The 26762-nt window shown below is 62.3% G+C and carries 24 protein-coding genes; 21 read left to right on the forward strand and 3 right to left on the reverse strand.

Features of this window, described 5'->3' with window-relative positions; all coding sequences use genetic code 11:
• From BBF94_RS02320 to BBF94_RS02335, 4 genes are all read left to right on the forward strand, one after another.
• Positions 1-2313: Ig-like domain-containing protein (locus BBF94_RS02320; protein ID WP_225875032.1), on the forward strand; the 2313-nt coding region annotated here is incomplete at its 5' end.
• Between the two features lie 50 nt (positions 2314-2363).
• Positions 2364-3878 carry a TolC family protein gene (locus BBF94_RS02325; RefSeq protein WP_065257446.1) on the forward strand — a complete coding sequence of 505 codons (1515 nt, stop codon included), beginning with the start codon at positions 2364-2366 and terminating at the stop codon, positions 3876-3878.
• Positions 3879-3881: 3 nt separating this feature from the next.
• On the forward strand, positions 3882-4667 hold the full coding sequence (locus BBF94_RS02330; RefSeq protein WP_065257447.1) for an aspartyl/asparaginyl beta-hydroxylase domain-containing protein: 786 nt from the start codon (positions 3882-3884) through the stop codon (positions 4665-4667).
• Complete coding sequence (locus tag BBF94_RS02335) at positions 4655-5611, forward strand: sulfotransferase family protein (protein WP_065257448.1); 957 nt, start codon at positions 4655-4657, stop codon at positions 5609-5611. The genes BBF94_RS02330 and BBF94_RS02335 overlap by 13 nt, the downstream gene beginning before the upstream one ends.
• Here BBF94_RS02335 and BBF94_RS02340 read toward each other — a convergent pair.
• Entirely contained in the window at positions 5593-6351 is a 759-nt protein-coding gene (locus BBF94_RS02340) for a slipin family protein (protein ID WP_065257449.1), read from the reverse strand. The two genes, BBF94_RS02335 and BBF94_RS02340, sit on opposite strands and share 19 nt — an antisense overlap.
• A gap of 2 nt (positions 6352-6353) precedes the next feature.
• Positions 6354-6881, reverse strand: a complete 528-nt coding sequence (locus BBF94_RS02345; RefSeq protein ID WP_065257450.1) for an NfeD family protein — start codon at positions 6879-6881, stop codon at positions 6354-6356.
• Positions 6882-7077: 196 nt separating this feature from the next.
• Here BBF94_RS02345 and BBF94_RS02350 point away from each other — a divergent pair, with 196 nt between their 5' ends.
• From BBF94_RS02350 to pgaD, 15 genes are all read left to right on the forward strand, one after another.
• Positions 7078-7539 carry an aminoacyl-tRNA deacylase gene (locus tag BBF94_RS02350; RefSeq protein WP_065257451.1) on the forward strand — a complete coding sequence of 154 codons (462 nt, stop codon included), beginning with the start codon at positions 7078-7080 and terminating at the stop codon, positions 7537-7539.
• A 130-nt stretch (positions 7540-7669) separates the two neighbouring features.
• On the forward strand, positions 7670-7915 hold the full coding sequence (locus tag BBF94_RS02355; RefSeq protein WP_065257452.1) for a DUF2789 domain-containing protein: 246 nt from the start codon (positions 7670-7672) through the stop codon (positions 7913-7915).
• A 95-nt stretch (positions 7916-8010) separates the two neighbouring features.
• Positions 8011-8256 carry a type II toxin-antitoxin system Phd/YefM family antitoxin gene (locus BBF94_RS02360; protein WP_065257453.1) on the forward strand — a complete coding sequence of 82 codons (246 nt, stop codon included), beginning with the start codon at positions 8011-8013 and terminating at the stop codon, positions 8254-8256.
• The gene (locus BBF94_RS02365; RefSeq protein ID WP_065257454.1) at positions 8246-8527 is read left to right on the forward strand and encodes a type II toxin-antitoxin system RelE family toxin; all 282 of its coding nucleotides are present in this window, start codon (positions 8246-8248) and stop codon (positions 8525-8527) included. Before BBF94_RS02360 ends, BBF94_RS02365 begins: the two co-directional genes overlap by 11 nt.
• 123 nt (positions 8528-8650) lie before the next feature.
• A complete protein-coding gene (locus BBF94_RS02370) occupies positions 8651-9079 on the forward strand; it encodes a MarR family winged helix-turn-helix transcriptional regulator (protein WP_065257455.1) in 429 nt (142 codons plus the stop codon).
• A complete protein-coding gene (locus tag BBF94_RS02375; RefSeq protein WP_065257456.1) occupies positions 9076-11139 on the forward strand; it encodes an FUSC family protein in 2064 nt (687 codons plus the stop codon). The genes BBF94_RS02370 and BBF94_RS02375 overlap by 4 nt, the downstream gene beginning before the upstream one ends.
• Complete coding sequence (locus tag BBF94_RS02380) at positions 11136-11345, forward strand: DUF1656 domain-containing protein (RefSeq protein ID WP_065257457.1); 210 nt, start codon at positions 11136-11138, stop codon at positions 11343-11345. The genes BBF94_RS02375 and BBF94_RS02380 overlap by 4 nt, the downstream gene beginning before the upstream one ends.
• Complete coding sequence (locus BBF94_RS02385) at positions 11342-12226, forward strand: efflux RND transporter periplasmic adaptor subunit (protein WP_065257458.1); 885 nt, start codon at positions 11342-11344, stop codon at positions 12224-12226. Before BBF94_RS02380 ends, BBF94_RS02385 begins: the two co-directional genes overlap by 4 nt.
• Entirely contained in the window at positions 12223-13665 is a 1443-nt protein-coding gene (locus BBF94_RS02390; protein ID WP_065257459.1) for an efflux transporter outer membrane subunit, read from the forward strand. The genes BBF94_RS02385 and BBF94_RS02390 overlap by 4 nt, the downstream gene beginning before the upstream one ends.
• 93 nt (positions 13666-13758) lie before the next feature.
• The gene (locus BBF94_RS02395) at positions 13759-14394 is read left to right on the forward strand and encodes an NADH:ubiquinone oxidoreductase subunit N (protein ID WP_065257460.1); all 636 of its coding nucleotides are present in this window, start codon (positions 13759-13761) and stop codon (positions 14392-14394) included.
• 200 nt (positions 14395-14594) lie between these two features.
• Positions 14595-16106, forward strand: coding sequence for a YdgA family protein (locus BBF94_RS02400; RefSeq protein WP_065257461.1), 1512 nt, complete (start codon positions 14595-14597; stop codon positions 16104-16106).
• A 255-nt stretch (positions 16107-16361) separates the two neighbouring features.
• Positions 16362-18845: a poly-beta-1,6 N-acetyl-D-glucosamine export porin PgaA gene (pgaA, locus tag BBF94_RS02405; protein WP_065257462.1), complete on the forward strand. Its 2484-nt coding sequence runs from the start codon at positions 16362-16364 to the stop codon at positions 18843-18845.
• A gap of 12 nt (positions 18846-18857) precedes the next feature.
• A complete protein-coding gene (pgaB, locus tag BBF94_RS02410) occupies positions 18858-20855 on the forward strand; it encodes a poly-beta-1,6-N-acetyl-D-glucosamine N-deacetylase PgaB (protein WP_065257463.1) in 1998 nt (665 codons plus the stop codon).
• Position 20856: 1 nt separating this feature from the next.
• Positions 20857-22212 (forward strand): poly-beta-1,6-N-acetyl-D-glucosamine synthase, encoded by a 1356-nt coding sequence (pgaC, locus tag BBF94_RS02415; RefSeq protein WP_065257464.1) that lies wholly within the window; start codon positions 20857-20859, stop codon positions 22210-22212.
• On the forward strand, positions 22209-22742 hold the full coding sequence (pgaD, locus tag BBF94_RS02420) for a poly-beta-1,6-N-acetyl-D-glucosamine biosynthesis protein PgaD (RefSeq protein WP_065257465.1): 534 nt from the start codon (positions 22209-22211) through the stop codon (positions 22740-22742). The genes pgaC and pgaD overlap by 4 nt, the downstream gene beginning before the upstream one ends.
• Here pgaD and BBF94_RS02425 read toward each other — a convergent pair.
• A complete protein-coding gene (locus tag BBF94_RS02425; RefSeq protein WP_065257466.1) occupies positions 22735-24264 on the reverse strand; it encodes an FAD-dependent oxidoreductase in 1530 nt (509 codons plus the stop codon). The two genes, pgaD and BBF94_RS02425, sit on opposite strands and share 8 nt — an antisense overlap.
• A gap of 137 nt (positions 24265-24401) precedes the next feature.
• Here BBF94_RS02425 and BBF94_RS02430 point away from each other — a divergent pair, with 137 nt between their 5' ends.
• Positions 24402-24962 (forward strand): YbhB/YbcL family Raf kinase inhibitor-like protein, encoded by a 561-nt coding sequence (locus BBF94_RS02430; protein ID WP_065257467.1) that lies wholly within the window; start codon positions 24402-24404, stop codon positions 24960-24962.
• Positions 24963-25049: 87 nt separating this feature from the next.
• Positions 25050-26741, forward strand: coding sequence for a vWA domain-containing protein (locus tag BBF94_RS02435; protein WP_065257468.1), 1692 nt, complete (start codon positions 25050-25052; stop codon positions 26739-26741).
• The last annotated feature ends 21 nt before the right edge of the window (positions 26742-26762 follow it).

A 26762-nucleotide genomic window follows, 5' to 3' on the forward strand; every position in this document is an offset into this window, starting at 1 on the left:
ACCAACGCCGACCTGACCATCACCAACGGTACGTTGAGTGCCGTCAGCAGCAGCGATGGTGGCATCACCTGGACCGCGACCTTCACCCCGGCGGCGGGGATCACCGACACCACCAACGTGATCACCCTGGACAACACCGGCATCGCCGACCTGGCGGGCAACGCCGGCAGCGGCACCACCGACTCCAACAACTACGCGGTCGACAGTCAGCGCCCGACGGCCACGATTGTCATGAGCGACAGCGATTTGCGCCCCGGCGAAACGGCGCTGGTGACCATTACCTTCAGTGAGGCCGTGACCGGTTTCGACAACTCGGATCTGAGCGTCGCCAACGGCACCTTGAGCAATGTGACGTCGAGCGACGGTGGCGTTACCTGGACGGCCACGTTCACCCCGAATATCGGTGTCACCGATCTCACCAACCTGATTGTCCTGAACAATACCGGCATCGCCGACCTGGCCGGCAACAGCGGCACCGGCACCACCAGCTCGGCCAACTACCAGGTGCAGACCCAGGTGCCGACCGCCACCATCGTGGTTGCCGACACATCGCTCAGGGCCGGGGAAACCTCGTTGGTGACCATCACCTTCAGCGAGGCGGTCAGCGGTTTCGACAACAGCGACCTGACCATCGCCAACGGTACGTTGAGCAACGTCAGCAGCAGCGACGGCGGTATCACCTGGACGGCGACCCTCACGCCGACAGCCAATGTCAGCGACGCCACCAACCTGATCACCCTGAACAACGCCGGCGTGACCAATCTGTCGGGCAACAGCGGCATCGGTACGACCGACTCCAATAACTTCGCCATCGACACCGCGCTGCCGACCGCCACCATCGTGGTCGCCGACAATCGCCTGGGCATCGGTGAAACCACCACCGTGACCATCACCTTCAGCGAAGCGGTCAGCGGTTTCGATCTGTCGGACCTCAGCGTCGCCAACGGCACCCTGTCCAATCTGAGCAGCAGTGACGGCGGCGTGACCTGGACCGCGACCCTGACGCCGACTGCCGGGATCAACGATGCGACCAACCTGATCATCCTCGACACCGCCGGCGTGCAGGATCTGGCCGGCAACGTCGGGGCGAGCATCGCCATCTCCAACAACTACATCCTCGACGCGACCCGGCCGACGGTGAGCATCGTGGTCGCCAACCCGCACCTGGGCATCGGCCAGACCACCACGGTCACCTTTACCTTCAGCGAGGCGGTGAACAACTTCGATCTGTCGGACCTGAGCGTGACCAACGGGGATCTGAGCAACCTGAGCAGCAGCGACGGCGGCAAGACCTGGACCGCGACGTTCACGCCGACCGCGAATGTCACCGACCCGAGCAATTTCATTGCCCTGGACACCAGCAACGTCACTGATCTGGCGGGCAATGCCGGCAGCACGGTGGCGGTGTCGAACAATTACGCCCTCGACAGTGAACGGCCGACCGCCACGGTTGTGGTTGCCAATCCGAATCTGGGCATCGGCCAGACCTCGCAGGTGATCATTTCCTTCAATGAGGCGGTCACCGGTTTCGACCTGTCGGACATCAGCGTGGCCAACGGCACCTTGTCCAACCTGAGCAGCAGCGATGGTGGCAAGACCTGGACCGCGACTCTCACGCCGAACGCCAACGTCAACAGCGCCAGCAATGCGATCAGCGTCAACAGCGCCGGGGTCAGCGACCTGTCGGGCAACAGTGGCAGCGGAATCAGTCAGTCGGGCAACTATGTGATCAACACGGTGCCTGCCGTTTCGCCGACTTCACCGCTCGTCGTGGTGCCGCCGGACCCTGAGTTCCGCAGCAGCGACCCGGTCGTGCAGCCACCGCTGCCGAACGTGCCACTGCAACCGCTGGTCTTTGCGCCACCCACCGGTGACCTCGGTTCACCGTTGACCTTCCCGCCGCTGTTCGAGCAGCGGGTATTGGGTAACGGCCTGCGTCCTCTGGGTGACATCTTCATCAACCACGGTGCCTTGAGCCCAAGCTTTATCGCTCAGGTCTTTGGCAGCAGCGAAAGCGGCGGTGACGGTTCCGGCCATGGCTTCCTCGGCTTCGGCGGTGGCGATGGCGGCGTGTTCGCCAGCAGCACCCTGTCGAGCTTCTTCAACCAGAACAGTGCTGCCGAGCGGGATTCCTTGAACACGTTCGGCAGCCATTCGCTCAAGGGCGGCGATATCTCCCAGGGGCTGCGCGGTGTGTTCGGCGCGCCGACCCTGGGCCAGCAACTGCAACAGATCAAGGACAGCGAGCAGCATCGGGTGGATAACCTGGCCGCGGCGCTGCAACAGGCCGGCATCAGCGAAATGCCGGCCTGACCAACCAGAACAATTCAACAATTATGCGGGACCCAAGGGGCGATCCAGGGATGAAGAAAGGTCAGAAACTGTTCGGCGCCAGCCTGCTGGCGCTGGCGATCAGCGGATGTGCAGTCACCAGTGAACCGATCGAACGCAGTGTCAGCGAGCAACGGGCCAAAGCCGACCTGCAAACCATGTACAAGGGCCAGGAACCGCTGCGCGGTCCGCTGACCCTGCATCAGGCCATGGCCCGCGCGGTGAAATACAACCTCGAAGGACGCCTGAAGATCATGGAGGAAGCGCTGGCCAAGCGGCAGCTCGACCTCGCCAGTTTCGACATGTTGCCGCGCATGGCGCTGGACGCCGGTTACGTCGGGCGTAACAACGTCAGCGCTTCCAGCAGTCAGAGCGTGCGCACCGGCACCCAGTCCCTGGAGCCCTCGACCTCCCAGGACCGTGACCGTAACGTCGCCGACCTGACCATGGTCTGGAACGTGCTCGATTTCGGTGTCAGCTACATCAACGCCAAACAGCAGGGCGACCAGCGCCTGATCGTGCAGGAGCGCCGGCGCAAGGTGATCAACACCATCGTTCAGGACGTTCGCTCGGCCTATTGGCGGGCGATGGCGGCCGAGCGTCTGCTCAAGCAGATCGACAGTCTGATGGCGCGGGTCGACAGTGCCCGGCGCAACAGTGAAAGCATGAGCGAGCAACGCATCGGCGATCCGGTGCAGTCCCTCGGCTACCAGCGTTCGCTAATCGAAGCCACCCGGCAACTGGAGGAACAGCGCCGCGCACTGTCGCTGGCGAAAACCGAGCTGGCGACCCTGATCAACCTGCCGATGGGCACCAACCTGACCTTGGCAACCGACGACGGTTATCAGATCCCGGAACTCAAGGTCGATATCGCCAAACTGGAACAGGAAGCCCTGACCAGCCGCCCGGAATTGCGCGAGCAGGATTACCAGACCCGGATCAGCGCCGCCGAAACCCGCAAGGCCATGTTGCGAATGCTGCCGGGCCTGGAGTTTTCCGCCGGCGGCCACTACGACAGCAACTCGTTTCTGGTGAACGATCGCTGGGCCGACTATGGCGTGAAGGTGACCTGGAACCTGTTCAACGTGATCTCCGCGCCGGCGGCCATCGATGTGGCCAAGGCCGGTGAAGAAGTCGCCACCGCACGCCGTCAGGCCATGTCGATTGCGGTGCTGGCGCAGTTGTACGTGGCCAACGCCAACTATCAGGAGGCGTTGCGTCAGTTCAAGACCAACCAGCAATTGTCGGATATCGACGGGCAAATCGTCGGCCAGTTGCGCAACCGCCATCAGGCGGCGGGCATCGGCGAACTGGATCTGATCCAGGGCGAACTGAACAACCTGCAGGCGGACTTGCGTCGCGATCTGTCCTACGCCGACCTGCGCAATGCCTACGGTCAGATCTTCGCCAGTGCCGGGCTCGATCCGTTGCCGGATCAGGTGCAGTCGACAGAAGTGCAGTCGATTGCCACGGCGCTGGCCAACCGCGAGGCGGCGTGGGCCTCGGGGGATATTTCGGTGCCGGTGGCCCGCCCGGCGGCGAAGTAAGCGATGAGTCGGCCGGCGTATTCGCGCCTGCCGGTCTCTGTGGATCTGCCGTTGCTGTTGCAGGCGTTGTCGGCAATTGACGGTCGGGATTGGCGCGGCCATTTCAACACCGCGTATTTCAAGGGTGACTGGAATGGCGTGGCGCTGATTTCCGCTGCCGATGCCTTGACCGAGTTGTCACCCGGTACCGCCGAAGCGGTGCCGCGCCGTCTCTGGTTGAACGACTGCCGCTGGCAACAGGCGTTGCGCGACCTGCCTGTGGAAATCGTCAGTGCCCGGCTGCTGCGATTGGGACCGGGCGGGCAGATCCATGAGCATCGCGACTACGATCTCGACGGTGAAAACGCCGATCTACGTCTGCACATTCCGTTGCTCAGCCCGCCCGCCGTGGACTTCTGGCTCGATGGCTTGCGCATGCCGATGGCGGCAGGGGAGTGCTGGTTTCTGGATCTTGCGCGACCGCATCGGGTCGACAACCGCGACAGCACGGCGCGCATTCATCTGGTACTCGATTGCCGTCCCGGCGCCTGGCTGGAGCGGATGATTGCCGAGGGACTGCCGAGCACTCCGCAGCCTGATGCGCAAGACTCGGCATTACAGCGCTTTGAGCGTCTGCTGGTCGCGGATCCGTCGCTGTCCGCAGCTTTGCAGGCACTGCACGACCCCGAAGCGTTTATCCAGCAGACACTGGCATTGGCCGCCGGGCGCGGTTTGTCTTTCTCCCGGGAAGAACTGCTGGCGGCGATGCGCACGGGACGTCGATCCTGGAACGAACAATGGCGAGCCTGAATCTGCACGGCTGGTTGCCGATCCGCATCTGGAAAGCCACCGGGCAATGGCAGGTCGACTGGTGCTGGTTCGGTGATTCGCCCCTGTGCCAGCCGTTTTTTCGCGAGGCGGTGGAGCAGGCGCTGCAGCTGCCGTTCAATCAGGCGTTTCGTCGGCAAACGCCCTTGTCGACGCTTGCCGATTGGCAAGCGGTCAGCCCGGGTCTGGCACCGAGCGCTTTCATCCTGCATGCCTCGCGCTGCGGTTCGACGTTGATCAGCCAGATGCTGGCGCGGCTCGATGATCACATCGTGATCTCGGAACCTCCGCCCCTCGATAGCTTGCTGCGCAGTGATCTGACGGATGTCGAACGTCGGGCAGCCATCGCAGGATTGCTCTCGGCCTACGGACAGCGTCGGCGCGGCATGGAACAACGACTGGTGATCAAACTCGATGCCTGGAACATCGGCGAATGGCCGTCGCTGCGGGCGTGCTTCCCCGATACACCATGGCTGTTTGTCTATCGCGATCCGCTGGAAATCGCCGTTTCGCATCTGCGGCGTCCGGGCATGCATATGGTGCCGGGCATGCTCGGTGAATGTGTGCTGGACGATGGTTTGCCGTTCGTGGGGCGTGAGGACTTCATCGCCCGACGACTCGGTCGCTTGCTGGAGGCTGGGCGTTTGCATTGCGCAGCGTCGGGCGGTCTGGCGGTGAATTACAGCGAGTTGCCCGAGGCCATGGCGGGACGTCTGGCGAGTTTTTTCCGCCTGAACGCCACGCAAGGCGAAAAGGCCCTGGCAGGCTCTGCGCCGCATGCGAAACAGCCGTCTCAGATGTTTGTCGCCGACGGCGACAGCAAGCGCCGCGAAGCCTCGGCGCTGTTACGGGCGCAAGTGGAGCGTTGTGCGCGGGCACCCTATGAAGCGCTTGAGTGCCTGCGCCTTCACGACTTGGCCGATTGATCCGCCATCCCCTTGAGCAACTCGATCGGCAACGGGAAGACAATGGTCGAACTCTTGTCACCGGCGATCGAACTGAGGGTCTGCATGTAGCGCAATTGCATGGCACCGGGCTGGCGGCCCAGCATCTCGGCGGCCTGCATGAGTTTTTCCGAGGCCTGCAATTCGCCTTCGGCGTGGATCACCTTGGCCCGCCGTTCCCGTTCGGCTTCAGCCTGCCTGGCGATGGCGCGGATCATCGATTCGTTGAGGTCGACGTGTTTGATTTCGACATTGGCGACTTTGATACCCCAGGCGTCGGTCTGGGCATCGAGCACTTGCTGAATGTCGATGTTCAACTGTTCGCGCTCGGCCAGCAGTTCGTCCAGTTCATGCTTGCCGAGCACTGCGCGCAGAGTGGTCTGGGCCAGCTGGCTGGTGGCAGTCAGAAAGTCCTCGACCTGGATGATCGCCTTCTGCGGGTCGAGCACCCGGAAGTACAGCACCGCGTTGACCTTGACCGAGACGTTGTCGCGGGTGATCACATCCTGCGGTGGCACATCGAGCACGATGGTGCGCAGATCGACCCGGACCATTTGCTGTACCACCGGAATCAGCAGAATCAGCCCCGGCCCCTTGACCTGCCAGAAGCGCCCGAGCTGGAACACTACACCCCGTTCGTATTCACGCAGGATGCGAAACGTCGAGCCGGCCATGGCAATCAGCAACAGCAGCAGCGCGACAAAACCGATTTGCAGACCCATGATCACTCTCCGAGCGGTGCCGCATCAGTCGCGGCCACTTGCAGCAACAAGCCCCTGCGCCCGACCACCCGCACCGGTTGCCCGGTGTGCAGCGGTGTGGCACTGAAAACTTGCCAGCGTTCTCCCTGTAGTTGCACCCAGCCGTTGCGGGTGTCCTGCGATTCCACCACGGTCACCGCCGTCACACTGCCGACCAGGCCGGCGTCGCCGCTGACCGGGTGGCGTGGCCGGGTTCTCAGCGCGCGAATAAGCAACGCGATCAGCAACAGGGCGCTGACCAGACCCAGGCCGATCATCATCGGTACCGGCAATTCGGCGTTGCTCAGGATCAGGGCACCGATCACGAACATGACGATGCCGCCCAGGCCAATCATGCCGTAGTTGGGCAGCGCGGCTTCGGCGATCAGAAACACGATGCCCAGGGTGATCAGCCACAGGCCGATCGGGCTGGCGGCCGGTAGCGAAGTGTCCGCCGCCAGCGCCGATCCGCTCAGCAGCAACAGGGCAAATACACAGCTACGGATGTTCACGTGACCCTCCGGGAGAGTCAGGGATTCTCTTTACAGTCTAGTCGAGCCCGGGGCTTGACGAATTCCGGTCGACTTGCCCGTGCCGCCAGTGAGCGGAATTCCCTGCGTCCGCGGCGTGTCCGACTAGACTTTCAAGAGCGGGAAAAAACGTTCATCACTGCCCGCCACGCAGCGTCGGCGGGCACCGAGGTGCATCATGCGCATGGCAAAAAAAGTGCAGAGCAGCCTGACCCGGGCGCAATGCGAATACGACATCGTCGCCCATCCGCACTCCAGCAGCAGCCTGGAAACGGCGCGGGTTGCGGGAATTCCGGCGGAACGGGTGGCCAAATCGGTAATCCTCGACGACCGCCACGGGCATTACCTGATGGCCGTGCTGCCCGCCAGCCGCCATCTGGACCTGAGCAAGGTGCGCACCAGCGGCGAGTGGCAGATCACCCGCGAAAGCACCCTGGCGCACCTGTTCGATGATTGCGAACGCGGCGCGGTGCCGCCATTGGGTGATTCCTATGGCCTGGACATGGTCATCGACCCGCTGGTGACCCGGCAGAAAGACATCTACCTGGAGGCCGGCAACCACAACAACCTGCTGCACATGAGCATGCCCGAGTTTCTGAGAATGGTGCCCCATGCGCAGGTGCGTGAGTTGAGTCAGTAGGTTTTTTCGGCGTCCGGGCCGAAGCCAATCGTCAGCAGGCTTGCTTCCACAGGCGCTGCGATAAGCCTGTGGGAGCGAGCCTGCTCGCGAAAAATCTTTCACACCCTATAAATCTCGCAGGAGTTGCGACATGGAAAACCCGACGCACAGCCTTCCGTCCCTGTTCAAACAACTCGGCCTGCCCAACGACCCGGTCAGCATCGACCAGTTCATCGCCGCCCATTCCCCGCTCAAGCCCGAACTGCACCTGTGTGACGCGTTTTTCTGGACCAAAAGCCAGGCGGATTTCTTGCGGGACGAGATTCTTGACGATGCGGATTGGGCGGAGGTGGTGGATCAGCTGGATGTGATGTTGAGGAAGGGGCGGGCGGGGTAGCAGTCAGTCTGCCGTTCGTAAGTCGGGTTAACTCATCCGGTTGCCTGTGATGATTATTTAGACCAGAATCACGACCTCAATTGAGGTCTTTTATTATGCAAAGTGTTCTGGCCGATATGGCTGTCAGTGTTTCTGAACTGAAAAAAAATCCTTCTGCGGTGCTCAACGGCGCGCATGGAGGAGCGGTAGCTGTCCTGAATCACAACCGGGTCATGGGGTACATGGTGCCGGCTGACGTTTACGAAGCGCTGATGGAGCGGCTTGACGATCTCGAGTTGGCAGAAATCGTTCGTTCGCGCAGTCATGAGACTCCCATACCGGTGAGTCTGGATGACCTATAAGCTCGAATTCCTGCCTTCTGCTCACAAAGAGTGGAACAAACTGGGTCATACGCTGCGCGATCAATTCAAGAAGAAACTGGCTGAGCGCCTGGAGCGTCCTCGTATTCCAGCTGATTCCCTGCATGGGATGCCTGACTGTTACAAGATCAAACTCAAGGCATCCGGTTATCGCCTGGTTTACCAGGTGATCGAAGAGCGGGTGGTTGTCTCGGTAGTCGCGGTCGGTAAGCGTGAGCGTGGAGATGTTTACGAGAGCGCCAAGCGACGTTGAGTTAAGGCTGCCTGCCAATCTGTTTCAAAACTTGACTGAATTTCCCCTCCAATGCCATATTGATAGTTAGCAAACTAACAGTGTGTGCATTCCCTCGTGCCGAACGACCTCGAATCCCTCCAGATGAACATCAGCAGTGCCATGGTGGTGGCCGCCAGGCATTGGCGGAAGATCTGCCAGACCACGCTGGTCAACTACGGAATTTCCGAAGCCTGCGCCGTCCCGCTCTTGATGATCGGACGTCTGGGTGAGGGTGTGCGTCAGGTGCAGGTGGCGCAGGCAGCGGGGATGGAGAGCCCTTCGCTGGTGCGGTTGCTCGATCAGCTGTGTCACGCCGGCTATGTGTGCCGCACTGAAGACGCCCAGGATCGCCGGGCCAAATGCCTGAGCCTGACCGACACCGGCCGCGAGCTGGTGCAAGCGGTGGAAACCGAACTGGTGCGTCTGCGTCATGAGGTGCTCGAAGGCATCGACCAGAGTGATCTGGCAGCTACGCTTCGAGTATTGAGAGCTTTCGAGGCGGCGAGCCCGCCAGCGGTGATCCATCCGTGAACGGCTTTTTTACCGGCATTCCTCCGGCCCGCGACTGGTTCTACGGGATCCGTACTTTCGCGGCCTCGATGATTGCGCTGTACATCGCCTTGCTCATGCAGATGCCGCGTCCGTATTGGGCGATGGCCACGGTGTACATCGTCTCCAGCCCGTTTCTCGGCCCGACCAGTTCCAAGGCGTTGTACCGGGCGATCGGTACGTTCCTCGGCGCTGCCGCGGCGGTGCTGTTCGTGCCGATGTTCGTCCAGAGCCCGTACGTGCTGGTGGTGGTCATCGCGTTGTGGACCGGGATTCTGCTGTTCCTGTCTCTGCATCTGCGCACCGCCAACAACTATGCGTTGATGCTCGCCGGCTACACCTTGCCGCTGATTGCCCTGCCGGTGGTGGATAACCCGCTGGCGGTGTGGGACGTGGCGGAGGCACGTACCGAAGAGATCTTCCTCGGCATCGCGGTGGCGGCGGTGGTCGGTGCGATGTTCTGGCCTCGGCGCCTGGCGCCGGTGTTCAACGATGCCGTAGGCAAGTGGTTCGCCGATGCGACCACTTACAGCCTGAAATTTCTCAGCCGTGACGTGAATCCCGAAGAAGTCACCGCCCTGCGCATGGCCATGGTCGGCAGTTTCAACAGCCTGGAATTGATGATCGGCCAGTTGCCCCACGAAGGCGCGCGACCGCAGACGGTACGCAACACCAAGGAACTGCGCGGGCGAATGATTCATCTGCTGCCGGTGATCGATGCGCTGGAAGATTCGCTCTACGCTCTCGAACGGCGCACGCCGGAACTGGTGGAAAAATTCGCGCCGCTGCTCAGCGCCACCTGCGAATGGCTCGGTTTCAAGGATGCCGATCTCGACCGCTGGCAAGCCCTGCGCAATCGGCTCGAAGCCTTGCAGCCAAGTGCCGAAGCACTGGAAGACCGCAAGCAATTGCTGTTTTCCAACGCGCTGTACCGCCTCGGCGAATTCATCGATCTGTGGCAGGACTGCCGCAGTCTGCAGGACGCGATCCTGTGCGAACGCCAGGACAGCTGGCGTGCGGTCTATCGCCATTGGCGCCTCGGTCGTCTGACGCCGTTCCTGGACCGTGGGCTGATGCTGTATTCGGTGGCTTCGACCATTCTGGCGATCATCGTCGCCTCCGTGCTGTGGATTCTGCTGGGCTGGACCGACGGCGGCAGTGCGGTGATTCTGGCGGCGGTGTCGTGCAGTTTTTTCGCCTCGATGGACGACCCGGCGCCGCAGATTTACCGGTTCTTTTTCTGGACCGGAATGTCGGTGTTGTTTGCCAGTCTGTACCTGTTTCTGGTGCTGCCGAACCTGCATGACTTCCCGATGCTGGTGCTGGCGTTTGCCGTTCCGTTCATCTGCGTCGGCACCCTGACGGTGCAACCACGGTTCTATCTCGGCATGCTGCTGACGCTGGTGAACACGTCGTCGTTCATCAGCATTTCCGGTGCGTATGACGCCGACTTCTTTGCGTTCGCCAACTCCAACCTGGCGGGCCCGATGGGCCTGTTGTTTGCGTTTATCTGGACCCTGATCACCCGCCCGTTCGGTGCTGAACTGGCGGCCAAGCGCCTGACCCGTTTCAGCTGGAAAGACATCGTCAACATGACCGAACCGGCGAACCTCGCCGAGCACCGGCAACTGGGTGTGCAATTGCTCGACCGCCTGATGCAGCACCTGCCGCGTCTGGCGCTGACCGGTCAGGACACCGGCATCGCCATGCGTGAAGTGCGCGTGGGCCTGAACCTGCTTGATCTGCTGGCCTACACCCCACGCGTGACCGGTGCGCCGAATGCGTTGTTGCAGCAAGTGGTGGCTGAAGTCGGCGAGTATTTCCGCGCCTGCCTCAAGGCCGGCGAGCGCTTGCCGGCGCCGAGCGCCTTGCTGATGACCATGGACCGCACCCGTCGTGCGCTCAACGGCCACGGCGATGAAGAAACCCGCCTGCACCTGTTGCACGCCTTGAGCGGTTTGCGGCTGGCGCTGTTGCCCGGCGTCGAATTCGTCTCCAGCGCCGAGCCCGAAGAACCCCTGCCCGAAGGAGCGCCCCTGTGATCGGTGATCTGGATATCAGCGGCATCTTCCTGCCGACCCTGCTGGTGCTGATGGGCATCACCTATGTGCTGTTCGTGCTGGTACATGGCGTGCTCACACGTCTGCATTTCTACCGTCTGGTCTGGCACCGGGCATTGTTCAACGTGGCCCTCTACGCCGTGATGCTGTACGGCGTGGACGCACTCAGTCGATACCTGATGACATGAAAAAACCGTTTTTGACTATCGGTCGCGTGATGCTGACCTTGCTGATCGTGGCTTTCGCCGTCGTCGTGGTCTGGCGCATGGTGATGTATTACATGTTCGCCCCCTGGACCCGTGACGGCCACATCCGCGCCGATATCGTGCAGATCGCTCCGGACGTGTCCGGGCTGATCCAGCAGGTCGAGGTCAAGGACAACCAGTTGGTGAAGCGCGGTCAGGTGCTGTTCAGCATCGATCAGGACCGCTTCAAACTGGCGTTGCGTCAGGCCAAGGCGGCCGTTGCCGACCGCGAAGAAACCCTCGCCCAGGCCCAGCGTGAAGCCAAGCGTAACCGGGGCCTGGGTAATCTGGTGCCGACCGAGCAACTGGAAGAGAGTCAGTCGAAAGTCGCCCGCGCGCAATCGGCACTGGCCGAAGCGCTGGTGACCGTGGACAGCGCCCAACTGAACCTCGACCGTTCGGTGATCCGCAGCCCGGTGGACGGCTATGTCAACGATCGGGCGCCGCGTGCCCAGGAGTTCGTCACCGCCGGGCGTCCGGTGCTGTCGGTGGTCGACAGTAACTCGTTCCACATTGACGGCTATTTCGAAGAGACCAAACTCGATGGCATCCACATCGGTCAGTCGGTGGACATTCGTGTGATCGGCGACCGCGCCCGTTTGCGCGGACATGTCGAGAGCATCGTCGCCGGTATCGAGGACCGTGACCGCTCGAGCGGCAGCAACCTGCTGCCCAACGTCAACCCGGCGTTCAGCTGGGTGCGACTGGCCCAGCGGATTCCGGTGCGTATCGCCTTCGACGACGTACCGCAAGACTTCCGCATGATCGCCGGGCGTACCGCCACGGTGTCGATCATCGATGATCAACAGGAGCCCGCAAAATGAGCAGGGCCCTGATGATCGTCGGTCTGGGCATGATGCTGTCGGCCTGTTCCATGGTCGGGCCGGACTATCACTTGCCCGCCGACGCAGCGATTCAGCGCAAGGATTTTCAAGGCGACCTGGCGGTGGCCGGCAAGCCTGTGGTTTCCAGTCCGGTGCCGGCGGACTGGTGGCGGCTGTATCGGGATCCGCGCCTGGATCAACTGGTGCAGCAGGCCATGGCGTCCAACACCGATCTGCGGGTGGCGGCGGCGAATCTGTCGCGGGCCCGTGCGCAGGTCGACGAGGCCGAGGCGGCCGGTGGCTGGAGCGGCGGCGTGAAAATGGGCGCCCAGCGTTTGCAGGAGTCCGGTCAGGCGTTCCTGCTGCCGGAGAAAGTTCCGGTGGCCAATGTCGCCGACATCGGCATCAGTGCCTCGTATCAGTTCGATCTGTGGGGCGTTTTGCAACGCGGGATCGAAGCGGCGAAAGCCAACGCCGATGCAACCCAGGCCGCAGCCGATACCGCACGCATCACTCTGGTGGCCGATGTCGTCCGGGCCTATACCCAGGTCTGTGCGGCCAACGAAGAACGGGAAATCGCCGAGCATTCCCTTGACCTGCAATCACGGAGCACCGAGCTGATCCAGCGTCTGCGCGATGCCGGACGCGGCGATGAAACCCAGGTTACGCGCTCGCAAACCCAATTCAAGTCGCTGCGTGCCGATTTGCCACGTTATGAGTCCGCACGTCAGGCCGGGCTGTTCCGTCTGTCGATGCTGTTGGCCAAACCGGTCGATCAATTGCCGGCCGGCACCGCGACCTGCGCCGAGTTGCCGAAAATCGCCCAGCTGGTGCCGGTCGGCGATGGTGCCGCGCTGCTCAAGCGCCGCCCGGATATCCGCCAGGCCGAGCGGCGACTGGCGGCTGCGACCGCCGGGATCGGCATCGCCACCGGCGAGCTCTACCCGGACATCAGCTTTGGCGCGACGATCGGCACGGTGGGGATTGTTTCCGACCTTGGCGATCCGTCGACCAATCGCTGGGGATTCGGTCCGTCGCTGAGCTGGAAGGTGCCGACCAACGCAGCGCGGGCGCGGATTCGTGAAGCCGAGGCTTCGACCCAGGGTGCACTGGCACATTTCGATGGCGTGGTGCTCAATGCCATTCGCGAAACCCAGACCGGCCTGGCTCAGTACACTGCGCTGTTGCAACGCCGCGATGCCCTGGCCGATGCCGAGCAATCGGCGAAGCTGGCGGCTGATCAGACTCACCGATTCTTCCAGGCGGGCCGCGAGTCGTTCCTCGCCGACCTGCAAGCCACTCGCACCTACACCGATGTCACCGCGCAACTGGCCGCTGCCAACACCCAGGTCGCCATGAGCCAGATCGATCTGTTCCTGGCCCTGGGCGGCGGCTGGGAAAGCGGACGAACGCAAGCCTCGAGCGCCAGCAAACCCTGAAGCCGTTGCTATGCTTTGAAGTGTTGGGGGGGCGCCCTGAGCAAGGCGCCTTTTCAGTGCACATTGCTAGCGCAGGTCCAGGGGAAACCAATAATGAAAAACCCTTACGCTCTCGGCTTCTGGTGCGCGCTGGTCGCACTGGTGCTGCTATCGGCCACCTATTTCTACGGCATCATGCTGGCCCATCAGATCGACAAGGCGATGGTCTTCCTCGACAGCGCGACCGCGTTGATCGCGGTCATGGCGATCGTGGTGGTGGCCTGGGCGTCGGTGCAGGTGCAGCGGCTCAAAAAAAGACAGCTTGAACAAAGCAAGACCCTGTTGCTGATCTGGGACACCAAAGTCGCGCTGCGCAAGGTCGAAACCGTGTTCGACCGCTACTTCTGGGGCAGCTACTGGCAACCGGGGCGCACCTTCGCCGAAGTCATGGGCGAACTCACCGGCACCCCGCTGGAAAAGAGCCTCGAGGCCCTGAAGAAGCAGTGTCTGGAGCTTGACAGGCAAGTCGCCGATGAAGGCTGGCACTGGCTGAACAACGCCCGGGAACTGTCCGACGTCGCCACGGCCATGGCCCGCGAGCGTTATCAGCTGGACTTCTGCGACCCGCGCGGCGACGGTCCGGGCGGGGCGGTGATCGACCGGGATTTCGAGGTGCTGGTGTACACATGGAGCGCACGGCTGAAAAGCTTCGATCATCAGCTCGATGAAATCGAGGTGCAGTATTCCTGACCTTCCGAAAGATCGCCGAATCCGGCGATCTTTTTGTTTGTCCATGTCCCGTGGACACTCTTTAACCTTTAAACATTGGGCCGCGGCCTGCGGCCAGTGCTAATCTCCACCGCTAAATTCAGCGGAGTCGAGCCACGGCCCGGTCACGGGTTCACGGAAGACGACCACACCTTCAGCCACGGAAATCGATCAGGTCATTCATGAATAAATCAGCAGGCGTGCTTCTCGGAATCGTTGTTGCCATCGGCGCCATCAGCGTCGGCGGGGCCTGGTACACCGGCACCAGGATCGAAGGCGTGCTCAACAACGCCGTCGTCGACGCCAACAAAGAGCTGCAGGCCGCCATGGCCGGCTCCAACGGCAGCGCATCGCTGGAGCTGGTGTCGCTGGAGCGTCATACCTTCAGCAGCACTGCCCACTATCGCCTCAAGGGCGAAGGCGAGATGTTCGGCGAAGCGCCGGTCGAATTGCTGTTCGTCGATCACATCGAACACGGTCCGCTGCCTTTCTCGCGTCTGGTATCGCTGAAATGGCTGCCGGTCATGGCCTCCAGTCACTATGAGCTGGAAAAGACTCCAGTCACCGAAAAATGGTTCGCCGCCACCAAAGGCGCCGCGCCACTGAAGGGTGTGGTCAATATCGGCTACGACCAGTCCACCACCGGCAACATCGAACTGCTGCCGCTGGAAACCGCGCTGGACGACAAGTCGAGCCTTAAGTTTTCCGGGCTGAACATGGACATTTCCGCCAGCGCCCAGGCGCAGAAGGTCAAGGCCAACGGTTACATGGACAGCCTGCACCTGACCACCGTGGCCGAAGACCAGGCGCCGGTTCAGGTCGAGCTCAATGGCCTGACCCTGGCCAGCAACCTGACCAAGAGCAGCTACGGCTACTACACCGGCGAGAACACGCTGGAGCTGACCGGCAGCAAGACTACCTTCGGTGCCAAACAGTCGGTGCTGGGCGTGAAGAACTTCGAAATGAAGAACCTCACCGAAGAGAACGGCAGCAGCGCTTCCGGTCGTGCGGACTACAAAATCGGTGAAATCACGCTCAACGACAAGAAAATCGGTTCGGCCAACCTGGCCATGAGCCTGAAGAATCTCGACATTCCGTCGGCGATGTCGCTGATGCAGATCTATCAGACCAAACTGCAGCCTTATGAGCAGGCCGCCGCCGAAGCGACCGCCGCCGGTTTGCCGGCGCCGGAGCTGAACCTGACCGAAGCCGAGTCCGCGCAGGTCAAGGCTGACCTGCAGAAACTGCTGGCCGCCGGGCCGCAACTGGCGCTGGAAGATCTGTCGCTGAAAACCGCCAACGGCGAGAGCCGTGCCAATCTGGTGCTCGACCTGACCAAACCGGCGTCGATGGACCTGCCACCGGATCAACTGGGCAAGCAACTGATCGCCCTGCTTGATCTCAATGTGCAGGTGTCCAAGCCGATGCTGGTGGATCTGCTCAGCGTGCAGGCGCAGGTCGACGGCCAGACCGACGCCAAAGCCATTGTCGATCAGGCCAGCGCTGCCGCTGACATGTTCTCGGGCATGGCCGTGGGCTCGCAACTGGCGACGCTGGATGGCACCCATGTGACGACCAAATTGCATTACGCCGCCAATCAGGTGGAGTTCAACGGCCAGAAGATGACCGTCGAGCAATTTGTCGGCTTCCTGATGAGCAAATTCGCCGGCGTCAGCGTCAGCCAGGAACAGTAAACCTGCGCAATACCCGGCGCCCGGCCTTCGCTATCTGCGAAGGCCGGGCGTTTTGCTGTCTGGCGTTCTCGTCGGCGGCGCGAACCCGTGTTTTCGGTCATGAATCTGAACAAATATTGTGTTCTGAATATTGGTCTACGCTTGCGTGCAAGACTGCTTGGATAAGTTTGGCCAAGTGATACTGACTTGGCCGCCGTCACGAATCGGGCAAGGGGGGGCGTAGCTACCCGGCTGGCCATGTAAGGATGCTGACGAATGCCGCGTATTGATGTTCCTGTATTACATCGTGGTTTACGCCCTTTGTTTCGAGTCGCGCTGTGCAGCCAGTTGCTCTGGCCTGCGCTTGCGTTGGCCGATACGGCCTACGATCAAATGGTGCTCGATGCCCGTGCAGGCCATTACACGCCTGCGCTGACCGCTTTGCGTCAGGTGCCGCCAGCCCAGGCCACCACGGGGCAGATCAGCGATCACCTGCAAATCGCCAGTTGGGCCGGGCTCGATGCGGAAGTGGTGCAGGTCTACGAGACTCAGGGGCGCGGCCGCACATTGCCGATTCAGGCCCTGACCGCCACCGCCCGCGCCTATCGCAATCTCAAGCGCTGGGATCAGGCCATCGAGGTCTACAACAAAGCCCTGGTGCTGGAGCCGAACAATGCCGACCTGCAACTCGGTCTGGCGCTGACCCAGGCTGACTCCGGCAAACCCGACGAAGCCGTGACCCGCGCCAGGGCGCTGGTTGCCGCCAAACCCGATGATCCTTCGCGCCGCCTTGCACTGGGCTACGCCCTGACCCGTGCCGGCAAACAATACGACGCACTGTTCGAATACGACCAGGCCTTCGTTCGCGCCGGCAGCAAACCGGAAGTCGCCCGTGAATACGTGGTCGCCCTGCAAAAGGCCCGTCTGCCTGAGCCTGCGCTGCGCCTGGCCAGCCAGCGTCCGGGATTGATCGATCCGGTGACCCTGCGCCGCCTCGAAGGCGATCTGGCTGCCGAACGGGTGCGTCTCGCCGAATTCGCGACCCGCAGCGAAAAAGAACGTTATGTGATCGCAGACCGGGCGTTGGCCGACTACGACAAACTGCTCGCCACCTGGACTCCGGACGCCAGCGCCCACGACGATGTGACCCGCTGGCGCATCGACCGCATGGGCGCGCTCAAGGCCCGGGCGCGTACTGCCGACGTCATTGCCGAATACCAGAAACTGCAAGCCGAAGGCGTAAAGATCCCGACCTACGCCCTGCGCTGGGTGGCTGCGTCCTATCTGGATCAGCGTCAGCCGGAAGTCTCCACCGACCTGTATCGCCAGGTGCTCTCGGCACCGGACGCCGATGCCGGTGATCGCCTCGAAGACACCACCGCACTGTATTACTCGTTGCTGGAGAGTGACCGCGCCGAAGAGGCGCGCAAGGTCGCCGAGGATCTGGCCAAAAACGAGAAACCACGCGTCGAACTCAAGGGCTTGCCGATCGGTAACCCCAGCGACGACTGGATGGACGCCCAACTGCTGTCGGCCCAGGCCGCCGGCACCTATGGCGCGGACTTGCCCCATGGTGAGGATCGCTTGCAGACGCTGGTCGATCAGGCGCCGGGCAACGTCGGCCTGCGTCTGTCCCAGGCCGATCTTTACCTGGCGCGTCAGTGGCCGCGCCGTGCCGAGACCCAGCTCAAGGAAGTCGAGAGCATGGTGCCCCGGGACATGGGCCTGGAAGTGGCTCAGGCCCGTACCGCCATGACGCTTCAGGAATGGCGGCAGATGGATGCCCTGACCGACGATGTCGTGGAGCGCTTCCCGGACAACCGCCAGGTGCAGCGCGCCGCCCGCGAGCGTGAGGTGCATGACATGTCCGAACTGCGCGTCGAAGCCTATGGCGGCAAGGCCAACGGTGGCGGCAGCGGCGGGGCGGGAGCGGTCAGCGGCAGCCGCGATTTCGGCATCCAGAGCACGCTGTACAGCCCGCCGATCGATGAAGACTGGCGCGTGTTCGCAGGGGTCGGTTATGCCACCGGCGATTTCGCTGAAGGTACCGGCAACCACCGCTTCCAGCGCCTGGGTCTGGAACGGCGCACCCGCGACATGACCCTTGAAGCCGAAGTCTCCAACCACTCCTATGGTTACGGTGACAAGCAGGGCGCGCGTCTGGCGATTGCCCGGGACATCAATGATCACTGGCAGTACGGCGGCAGTCTTGAATACCTGTCGGCGGACACCCCGCTGCGTGCGTTGAACAGCAACATCAAGGCCAACGGCGGCAGTGGTTTCATCCGCTGGCGCGCCAACGAAAGCCGCGAATGGAAACTGTCGGTCAGCCCGTCGCACTTCAGCGACGGCAACAACCGTGTCGAAGCCTTGCTGACCGGCCGCGAAGGTGTCTACAGCACCCCCCATGTGCAGGTCGATGCCGGTCTGGAGGTCAGCACCAGTCATAACTCCAAATCCGAAGACGTGCCGTACTTCAACCCGAAGTCGGACTTCAGCGTGATGCCGACGGTCAACGTCAACCATGTGCTCTACCACCGCTACGAAACCTCCTGGAGCCAGCAGTTCCAGGCCGGTGCGGGCACGTACAGCCAGCGTGACCACGGCACCGGCGGCATGGCGATGCTGGGCTACGGCCAACGCTATGCCTGGAACGACGTGTTCGAGGTGGGCGGTTTGTTCAGTGTGATCAACCGGCCCTACGACGGTGACCGGGAAACCGATCTGCGTCTGCTCGTCGACCTCACTTTCCGCTTCTAGAAGAGTTTGAAGATGCCTTTGATTTCGCGTTTCATCCTTTTGCTGGGAGTGCTGCTGGTCAGCGCCTGCGCCCAGCAGGCTCCGGCCTTCGCGCCGCCGTCCGAGCGTCCGGTGGCGGCCAATGAGAAGCCGTGGCCGAAAAACCACGTGCTGGGTATCGCCTATCACGATGTCGAGGATCGCGACCCCGATCAGGCCGTGGTGGCCGTGCGCACCGAGCGCATGATCGAGCAACTGGCGTGGCTGCGGGAAAACGGCTACAGGCCGGTGACGGTCGATCAGATCATGGCCGCGCGCAAGGGCGGGCCGGAACTGCCACCCAAGGCGATCCTGCTCAGCTTCGACGATGGCTATTCGAGTTTCTACACCCGCGTGATGCCGGTGCTGCGCGCCTACAACTGGCATGCGCTGCTGGCACCAGTGGGCGTCTGGATCGACACACCGCTGAATCAGCCAGTGGATTTCGCCGGCACTCCACGTCAGCGCTCCGATTTTCTGACGTGGGATCAGATACGGGAAATCTCGCAATCGGGCCTCGTGGAAATCGCCGCCCACACTGATGCCAGCCACAAAGGCATCCTCGCCAACCCGCAAGGCAACATGCAGCCGGCGGCCGCGACCCGGCGTTACGATCCAGTGACCAGACGCTATGAATCCGAGGCGGATTTCCAGGCGCGGATCCGCACTGACGTGGCCACCATTTCTGAAAAAATCCGCAAGGCCACCGGCAAGAAACCACGGGTCTGGGTCTGGCCTTACGGCACGGCGGATGGCACTTCGCTGGCTGTCGTGGGCGAGCAGGGTTACGAAATGGCCCTGACCCTCGATGACGGTCTCGATGCCCTCGACAACCTGATGAGCAGCCCGCGTTTCCTCGTCGCGTCAGACCCGGATGGCGAGCACTTTGCCAACAGCATCGTCGCGGTGCAGTCCGACTCTCCCATGCGTGTGGTGCACGTCGACCTGGACAACGTTTATGACCCGGACCCCGCACAACAGGAAGTCAACCTCGGCAAGCTGATCCAGCGTATGGCCGACATGGGCGCCAACACTGTGTTCCTGCAAGCCTTCGCCGATCCGAAAGGCGATGGACTGGTGCATTCGCTGTATTTCCCCAACCGTCATCTGCCGGTACGTGCCGATATCTTCGACCGTGTCGCCTGGCAGTTGCGTACCCGGGCCCACGTGAAAGTGTTTGCCTGGATGCCGGTGCTGAGCTTTGCGCTGGATTCGAAATTGCCGCGGGTCACGCGCTGGGATCCGCAGACCGGCACCACGTCGGTCGACCCGGATCAGTACAAGCGGCTGTCGCCGTTCGATCCCGAAGTGCGGCGGATCATCGGTGAGATCTACGAAGACGTGGCGCGCCTGACTTCGGTCGACGGCATCCTCTATCACGACGACGCCGTGCTGTCGGACTTCGAGGACGCCAGCCCTGAAGCCCTGAAGGCCTACGCTGCCCACGGTCTGCCGGGCTCGATTGCGGCCCTGCGCGATGATCCGGCGGCCATGCAGCGCTGGACGCGGTTCAAGAGCCGTTACCTGATCGACTTCACCCACGAACTGACCGCCAAGGTCCGGGCAATCCGGGGACCGCAGGTGCTTACTGCGCGCAACCTCTTCGCCGAGCCGATTCTCAACCCCGAGAGCGAAGCCTGGTTCGCGCAGAACCTCGACGATTTCCTCGTGAGCTACGACTGGACGGCGCCGATGGCCATGCCGCTCATGGAAAAACAGACCCATGCGCAATCCGGCCCGTGGCTGGAAGCACTGGTGGCGAAGATCAGACAGCGCCCCGGTGCGCTGGATCGCACAGTGTTCGAACTGCAGGCCCGGGACTGGACGAAAAAGGATCAGGCCGACATCGACGGCGCACAACTGGCCGACTGGATGGGCCGTCTCAAGCGTCAGGGCGCGACCAGTTTCGGCTACTACCCGGACAACTTCCTCGAGAACCTGCCGGACCTGAAAACCGTGCGGCCTGCGCTCTCCAACAAATGGAACCCATGACATGCTGGATAGACTGCTGGCCCTGCTGGTTCTGGCGATCGTCCTCGGCGTCCCGCTGGGGCTGATCTTCCTGGTCACCGGGCAATTCCTGATGGACTTCGTGTTCTTCTACCCGCTGTTCATGTCCGGGTTGTGGATTTCCGGCGGCCTGTATTTCTGGCTGCACTGGGAACGGCACTGGCCGTGGAAGGACGACACGCTGCCGCCGCCGCTGGCAGGTGAACCGCTGATTTCGATCCTGATCCCTTGCTACAACGAAGGCGACAACGCTGCTGACACCATTCACGCGGCGCTGGCGCAGCATTACCCGAACATCGAAGTCATCGCGATCAACGACGGTTCCAAGGACAACACCGCGCAAGTGCTGGATGCGCTGGCCAAGGAAGACCCACGACTGCGGGTGCTGCACCTGGCGGAAAACCAGGGCAAGGCTGTGGCCCTGCGCATGGGCGCCATCGCGGCGCGCAGCGAATATCTGGTGTGCATCGACGGTGATGCGCTGCTGGCGCCGAACACCGCCGCCTACCTGGTGGCGCCGATGCTCGACAACGCACGACTTGGCGCGGTGACCGGCAACCCGCGGATCCGCACACGTTCGACACTGGTCGGGCGAGTCCAGGTCGGCGAGTTTTCGTCGATCATCGGCCTGATCAAGCGCACGCAGCGGGTGTTCGGACGGATCTTCACGGTGTCGGGTGTGATCGTCGCGTTCCGCCGCACCGCGCTGAACCGGGTGGGCTACTGGAGCCCGGACATGATCACCGAAGACATCGACATCAGCTGGAAACTGCAACTCGATCACTGGAGCATCTTCTACGAGCCCCGCGCCCTGTGCTGGATCCTCATGCCGGAAACCCTGCGCGGTCTGTGGAAACAGCGCCTGCGCTGGGCCCAGGGCGGCGCCGAAGTACTGTTCAAGAATATTCGCGGGATCTGGCAGTACCGCCATCGCTACCTGTGGCCGCTGCTGTTCGAATATTGCCTCTCGACCGGCTGGGCGTTCACGTTCCTGTTGTCGGTCATCTTCTGGGCTGTCGGCAAGTTCGTGGTCCTGCCCGACGCAATTGCCGTGCATCACCTGATGCCGCCGGCGTTCACCGGGCTGTTGCTGGCGTTTGTCTGCCTGGTGCAGTTCGCGGTCAGTATCGTGATTGACCGGCGTTACGAACCGGGCCTTGGCCGGACGATGTTCTGGGTGGTCTGGTATCCGTTGGTGTTCTGGTTCATCAGTCTGCTGACCACATTGGTCAGCTTTCCCAAGGTGCTGTTCGGCCAGCATCAGAAGCGTGCGCGTTGGGTCAGTCCTGATCGGGGGATCAAACCGGTCGGGGACGACGAAGAGGAGGTCATCAAATGAAAATCATCCGGACCCGCCAGCGACCCTTTCTGGTGGTGATCGATGTGATCCTCACCGTGCTGGCCTGGGTCGGCCTGCTATATCTGCTGGTACGCGGACTGTGGCCGCTGATTGAAACCCATGCCGGCGGCCCGCGCATCGACAACTCGGCGTTCGAGGCCCTGGGCACGTTGCAGGTTTATCTGTGGGTGGCGCTGATCAATGCCGTGATCCTGATTTCCTGGGCCCGTTATCAACAGCGCAAGAGCCGCAGTTTCGCCCAGCGTCGTCTGGCCGCGCCGGTGGTCGACGATGATGGTTTGAGCAAAAGCTTCAAGCTGTGCGATGACCGCCTGCAGAAGCTGCGCAGCCCGGGCGTCATCACCATCCACAACAATCAGGACGGTGATGTCAGCCATGTCGTGCCGCACCTGTGGCCGGTTGAACCTGCGGAACTGCCGCCACCGCTGGCTCCGCTCGAGCACCCGCGGGTGATCTTTCTGCACGCCGAGGACGACGATAACCGCGATCCCACGAACCGGCTCAACTGACCGCGCGAATCAGCCGCCAGGCCTCTTCCATGGGCAGCGGCTGCTTCATGCGTTCAGCCAGCAGCGCCATGGTGCGCTCCCGTTCACAGGCCACCGCAGCCACCACCAGGCCGTCGGCGCCGAACAGGCCGATGAAGGGCGGCTGTTCGGGCTCGCCCATGAATTCGATGGCGTCCCACTGTTCGGCATGGCCGAGATAGTCGTAATTGCGCCCGAAGTGCCAGGTCCAGAAATACGGCACGTCGAGGTAGTGTTCGTCGGCGCCGAGCATATTGGCGGCGGCAATCCGTGCGTGTTGCTGGGCCAGGCGCCAGTGTTCGATGCGTGTCGGCTTGCCGCCTGACGGGAAGGTGGCGATGTCACCGATGGCCCACAGGTGGTCGGTGACCTTCATGCCGGCATCGACCCGAATCGATCGATCGTCCTCCAGTGGCAGTGAGGTGAACGCCGCGGTCGCCGGGTGCACGCCGATCCCCGCCAGCACCAGATCCGCCGAAAGACGCAGACCGTTATCGAGCAACACCGCCTCGACCTTGCCATCGCCAGTGATCTCCCGGGCGGCGTGATCGACGATGAATTTCACCCCGTTCTCTTCGTGCAGCGCTCGGACAGCCTTGCCCGTGGCCTCACCGAACTGCGCCGCGAAGGGCGTGGCGTGGCGCGCCAGCACCGTCACCTCGAGACCGTGCTGGCGCAGGGCCGAAGCACATTCGAGGGCAATGAAACTGTCACCGATGATGACGGCGCGTTGTCCTGGCTCTGCAGCTCTCATGATCTGTCCGGCGTGGGACCGCGAGCGCAGGACAAATACCTGCGGCAGGTCTGCACCGGGCAAGGTCAGCGTATTGGGCAGCGCGCCGGTTGCGAGGACGGCGGCGCTGTAGTTCAGCGTCCGGCCATCGGCCAGATGCAGGGTTCTGGTCGGCGCATCGAGGGCGATGACTTCGCCTGAAACCCGGTTGATGTGTTGCTCGCGGTAGAAGTCTTCATCACGCAAGGCCGGGGTTTGCTGTGATTGCATCTCGCCGGACAGGACAAATTTGCTCAATACCGTGCGGTCATAGCCGGCGTCCGGTTCGCGGTCGATCATCACGATCCGCCCGCCAAAGCCTTTCTCCCGCAGGGCGGCGGCACACGCGGTTCCTCCGGCGCCGGAACCGACGATGACAAAGGTGCGTTGGTCGTCCAGTGGTGGGCTGTGAGGCTCCGGCAAAGGCTGGTCATCGACCCAGACATCATCTGCGCGCAGTTCCAGCGGGTAGCGCTTGAGGCTGTCCAGCGCCGGCGGTTCGCACAAGGCGCCATCTTCAAGACGAAAGGCTGCCTTGTGCCAAGGGCAGATCAGCCGGCCATGGCATACGGCACCCTCCGCCAGCGGTGCCCCGGCATGCGGGCATTCGCCCTGATACGCACGTAACTGGCCAGCCGTGCGCAACAGAACAATCCGGCAGTCGCCAATCTGTACTTCAAGGCCTCGGTCTTCAGGTACATCGGCGAAACGGGCGACACGATGCAGGGACATGAGTGTGCTCCACGGGGTATTTCTCTTACGAGTCTGGCCCGGTTCACGAGGTTCAGCCATTTCCCACTGCCACGGTGCGAACGGTACGGCTATAGTTTGCAGGCCGACGAAGGCCCAACTGCACAAGGTGCTCCCGGATGACCCGATTGACCTCTCTCAACCCTTGGCTGGCGGCCGTTGCCGTCGCCCTTTGCGTGCAGTTCCCGGCGCAGGCCCAGGAACGCTTCACTCTCAGCATTCCCGGTGTTTCGGACAATCGTCTGTTCACCGCAGCCGCCGCCAGCGACGCTGCCGGTTGCGGCGGCAAGAACCTGTCCCCGGCGCTGAGCTGGAACGCCGGCCCGGCCGCCACCCAGAGCTATGCCATCGTGATGCATGATCCGGACGGCCAGAAAGGCCTGGGTGTCGATCACTGGGTTCATTACGGCATCAAGGCCACGACCCGGCAGATCCCGGCCGGTATCGGCACCAAGCCGACCTTCGAAGGCGTCGGCGGGACCAACAGCAAAGGCACGACCACCTATGTCGGCCCGTGCCCGCCGACCGGTGACAGTGCCCATCACTACATCATTCAGATCTACGCCCTGGACCTGGCCCCCGATGCGTTGCCGGCCGGCCTGACCCGCGCCCAGTTGCTGGAAAAGATCAAAGGTCATGTGCTGCGCAACAGCAGTGCGGTTCGGCGTTATCACCGCTGAAAAATATTCAGCGGCGTTTAACCCGAACTGAAAGGGCTGCCCGTCTCAGAGGTTGAATGGATCAATTCTTCCTCGAGGTCAGCCCCCATGTCTCTTTCTTCGATGCTTCTGCGACCCCTGGCTGCCGGTGTGCTGTTGGTCGTCGCCGGTTGCGGTGTTTCCTCCAGTCCGGAATCGGCTGCCGTGCCACCACCGGCACAGGCCGAATCCAGTCCTTCGGTGCAGCACGAAGCGCTCAAGGCTGATCGCACGCTGGCCAAACGCAGTGCGCTCGTGGCGCCGATGGCCAGTTTCGCCCCGACGCCTGCAGGGGAAAGTTATCCACAGGGCTATCGCGCCGAGCCGCGCGAGCAATATGCCAACCTGGCCGATAACCCGATCCACAGTGTTGCCGAAACACCCGTCTCGACCTTCAGCGCCGACGTCGACACCGGTGCCTATGCCAACGTTCGCCGACTGCTCAATCAGGGTCGTTTGCCACCAGAAGGCGCGGTTCGGCTGGAGGAGATGGTCAATTACTTTCCCTACGACCATGCGCTGCCCACCGACGGATCACCCTTCGGCGTGACCACGGAGCTGGCCGCGACGCCGTGGAATCCGCACACCCGTTTGTTGCGCATCGGCATCAAGGCCTCCGACCGCTCGGTGGCGGAACTGGCACCGGCCAATCTGGTATTTCTGGTGGACGTATCCGGCTCGATGGATCGTCGTGAGGGGCTGCCGCTGGTCAAAAGCACCCTGAAGTTGCTGGTCGATCAATTGCGTGAGCAGGATCGCGTGTCGCTGGTGGTGTATGCCGGCGAGTCGCGAGTGGTGCTGGGGCCGACCTCCGGACGGGAAAAGGCGAAAATTCGCACGGCCATTGAGCAGTTGACTGCGGGAGGCTCGACCGCTGGCGCTTCCGGCATAGAAATGGCCTACCAGATGGCGCAACAAGCATTCATCGCCAAAGGGATCAACCGCATCCTGCTGGCCACCGACGGTGACTTCAACGTCGGCGTCAGCGACTTCGACAGCCTCAAGCAGATGGCTGTGGATAAACGCAAGACCGGTATTTCCCTGACCACCCTGGGTTTCGGTGTGGATAACTACAATGAACACCTGATGGAGCAACTGGCGGATGCCGGGGACGGCAACTACGCCTACATCGACAACCTGCGCGAGGCGCGCAAGGTATTGGTGGATCAGTTGGGTTCGACCCTCGCCGTGGTGGCGAAAAACGTCAAGTTGCAGGTGGAATTCAACCCGGCGCAGGTCAGTGAATACCGGCTGCTCGGTTACGAAAACCGCGCACTCAAGCGTGAGGACTTCAGTAATGACAAGGTCGATGCCGGTGAAATCGGTGCAGGGCATACGGTGACGGCGCTGTATGAAATTGTCCCGACAGGCGAGAAGGGCTGGCTGGAGCCGCTGCGCTACGGTCAATCGGAGTCGGTTGCTTCCGGAAAGAGCGGAGAATTGGCAATGCTGCGTGTGCGATATCAAAAGCCTGAGGGTGGGAAAAGTCTGCTGATCGAGCGACCGATTGCCAGCCAGGTTGTACCGGCCAGCGAAGACCTGCGTTTTGCCGCCGCCGTTGCTGCGTTCTCCCAGCAACTCAAGGACGGTCGTTACACCGGTGATTTCAGCCTCAAGGACACCGAAACCCTTGCTCGCGGTGCCCGGGGCGATGACCGATTCGGCCTGCGCAACGAATTCGTGCAACTGGTGGAGCTGGCACAGAGTCTGCGGGCCTCGATCGCTTCCAATACGCTGCCAACCGAGCGACGGGTTGAATAGTGAGCCGTCTGAAGGGCTTTA

The sequence above is a fragment of the Pseudomonas bananamidigenes genome, assembly GCF_001679645.1.
Classification (GTDB): domain Bacteria; phylum Pseudomonadota; class Gammaproteobacteria; order Pseudomonadales; family Pseudomonadaceae; genus Aquipseudomonas; species Aquipseudomonas bananamidigenes.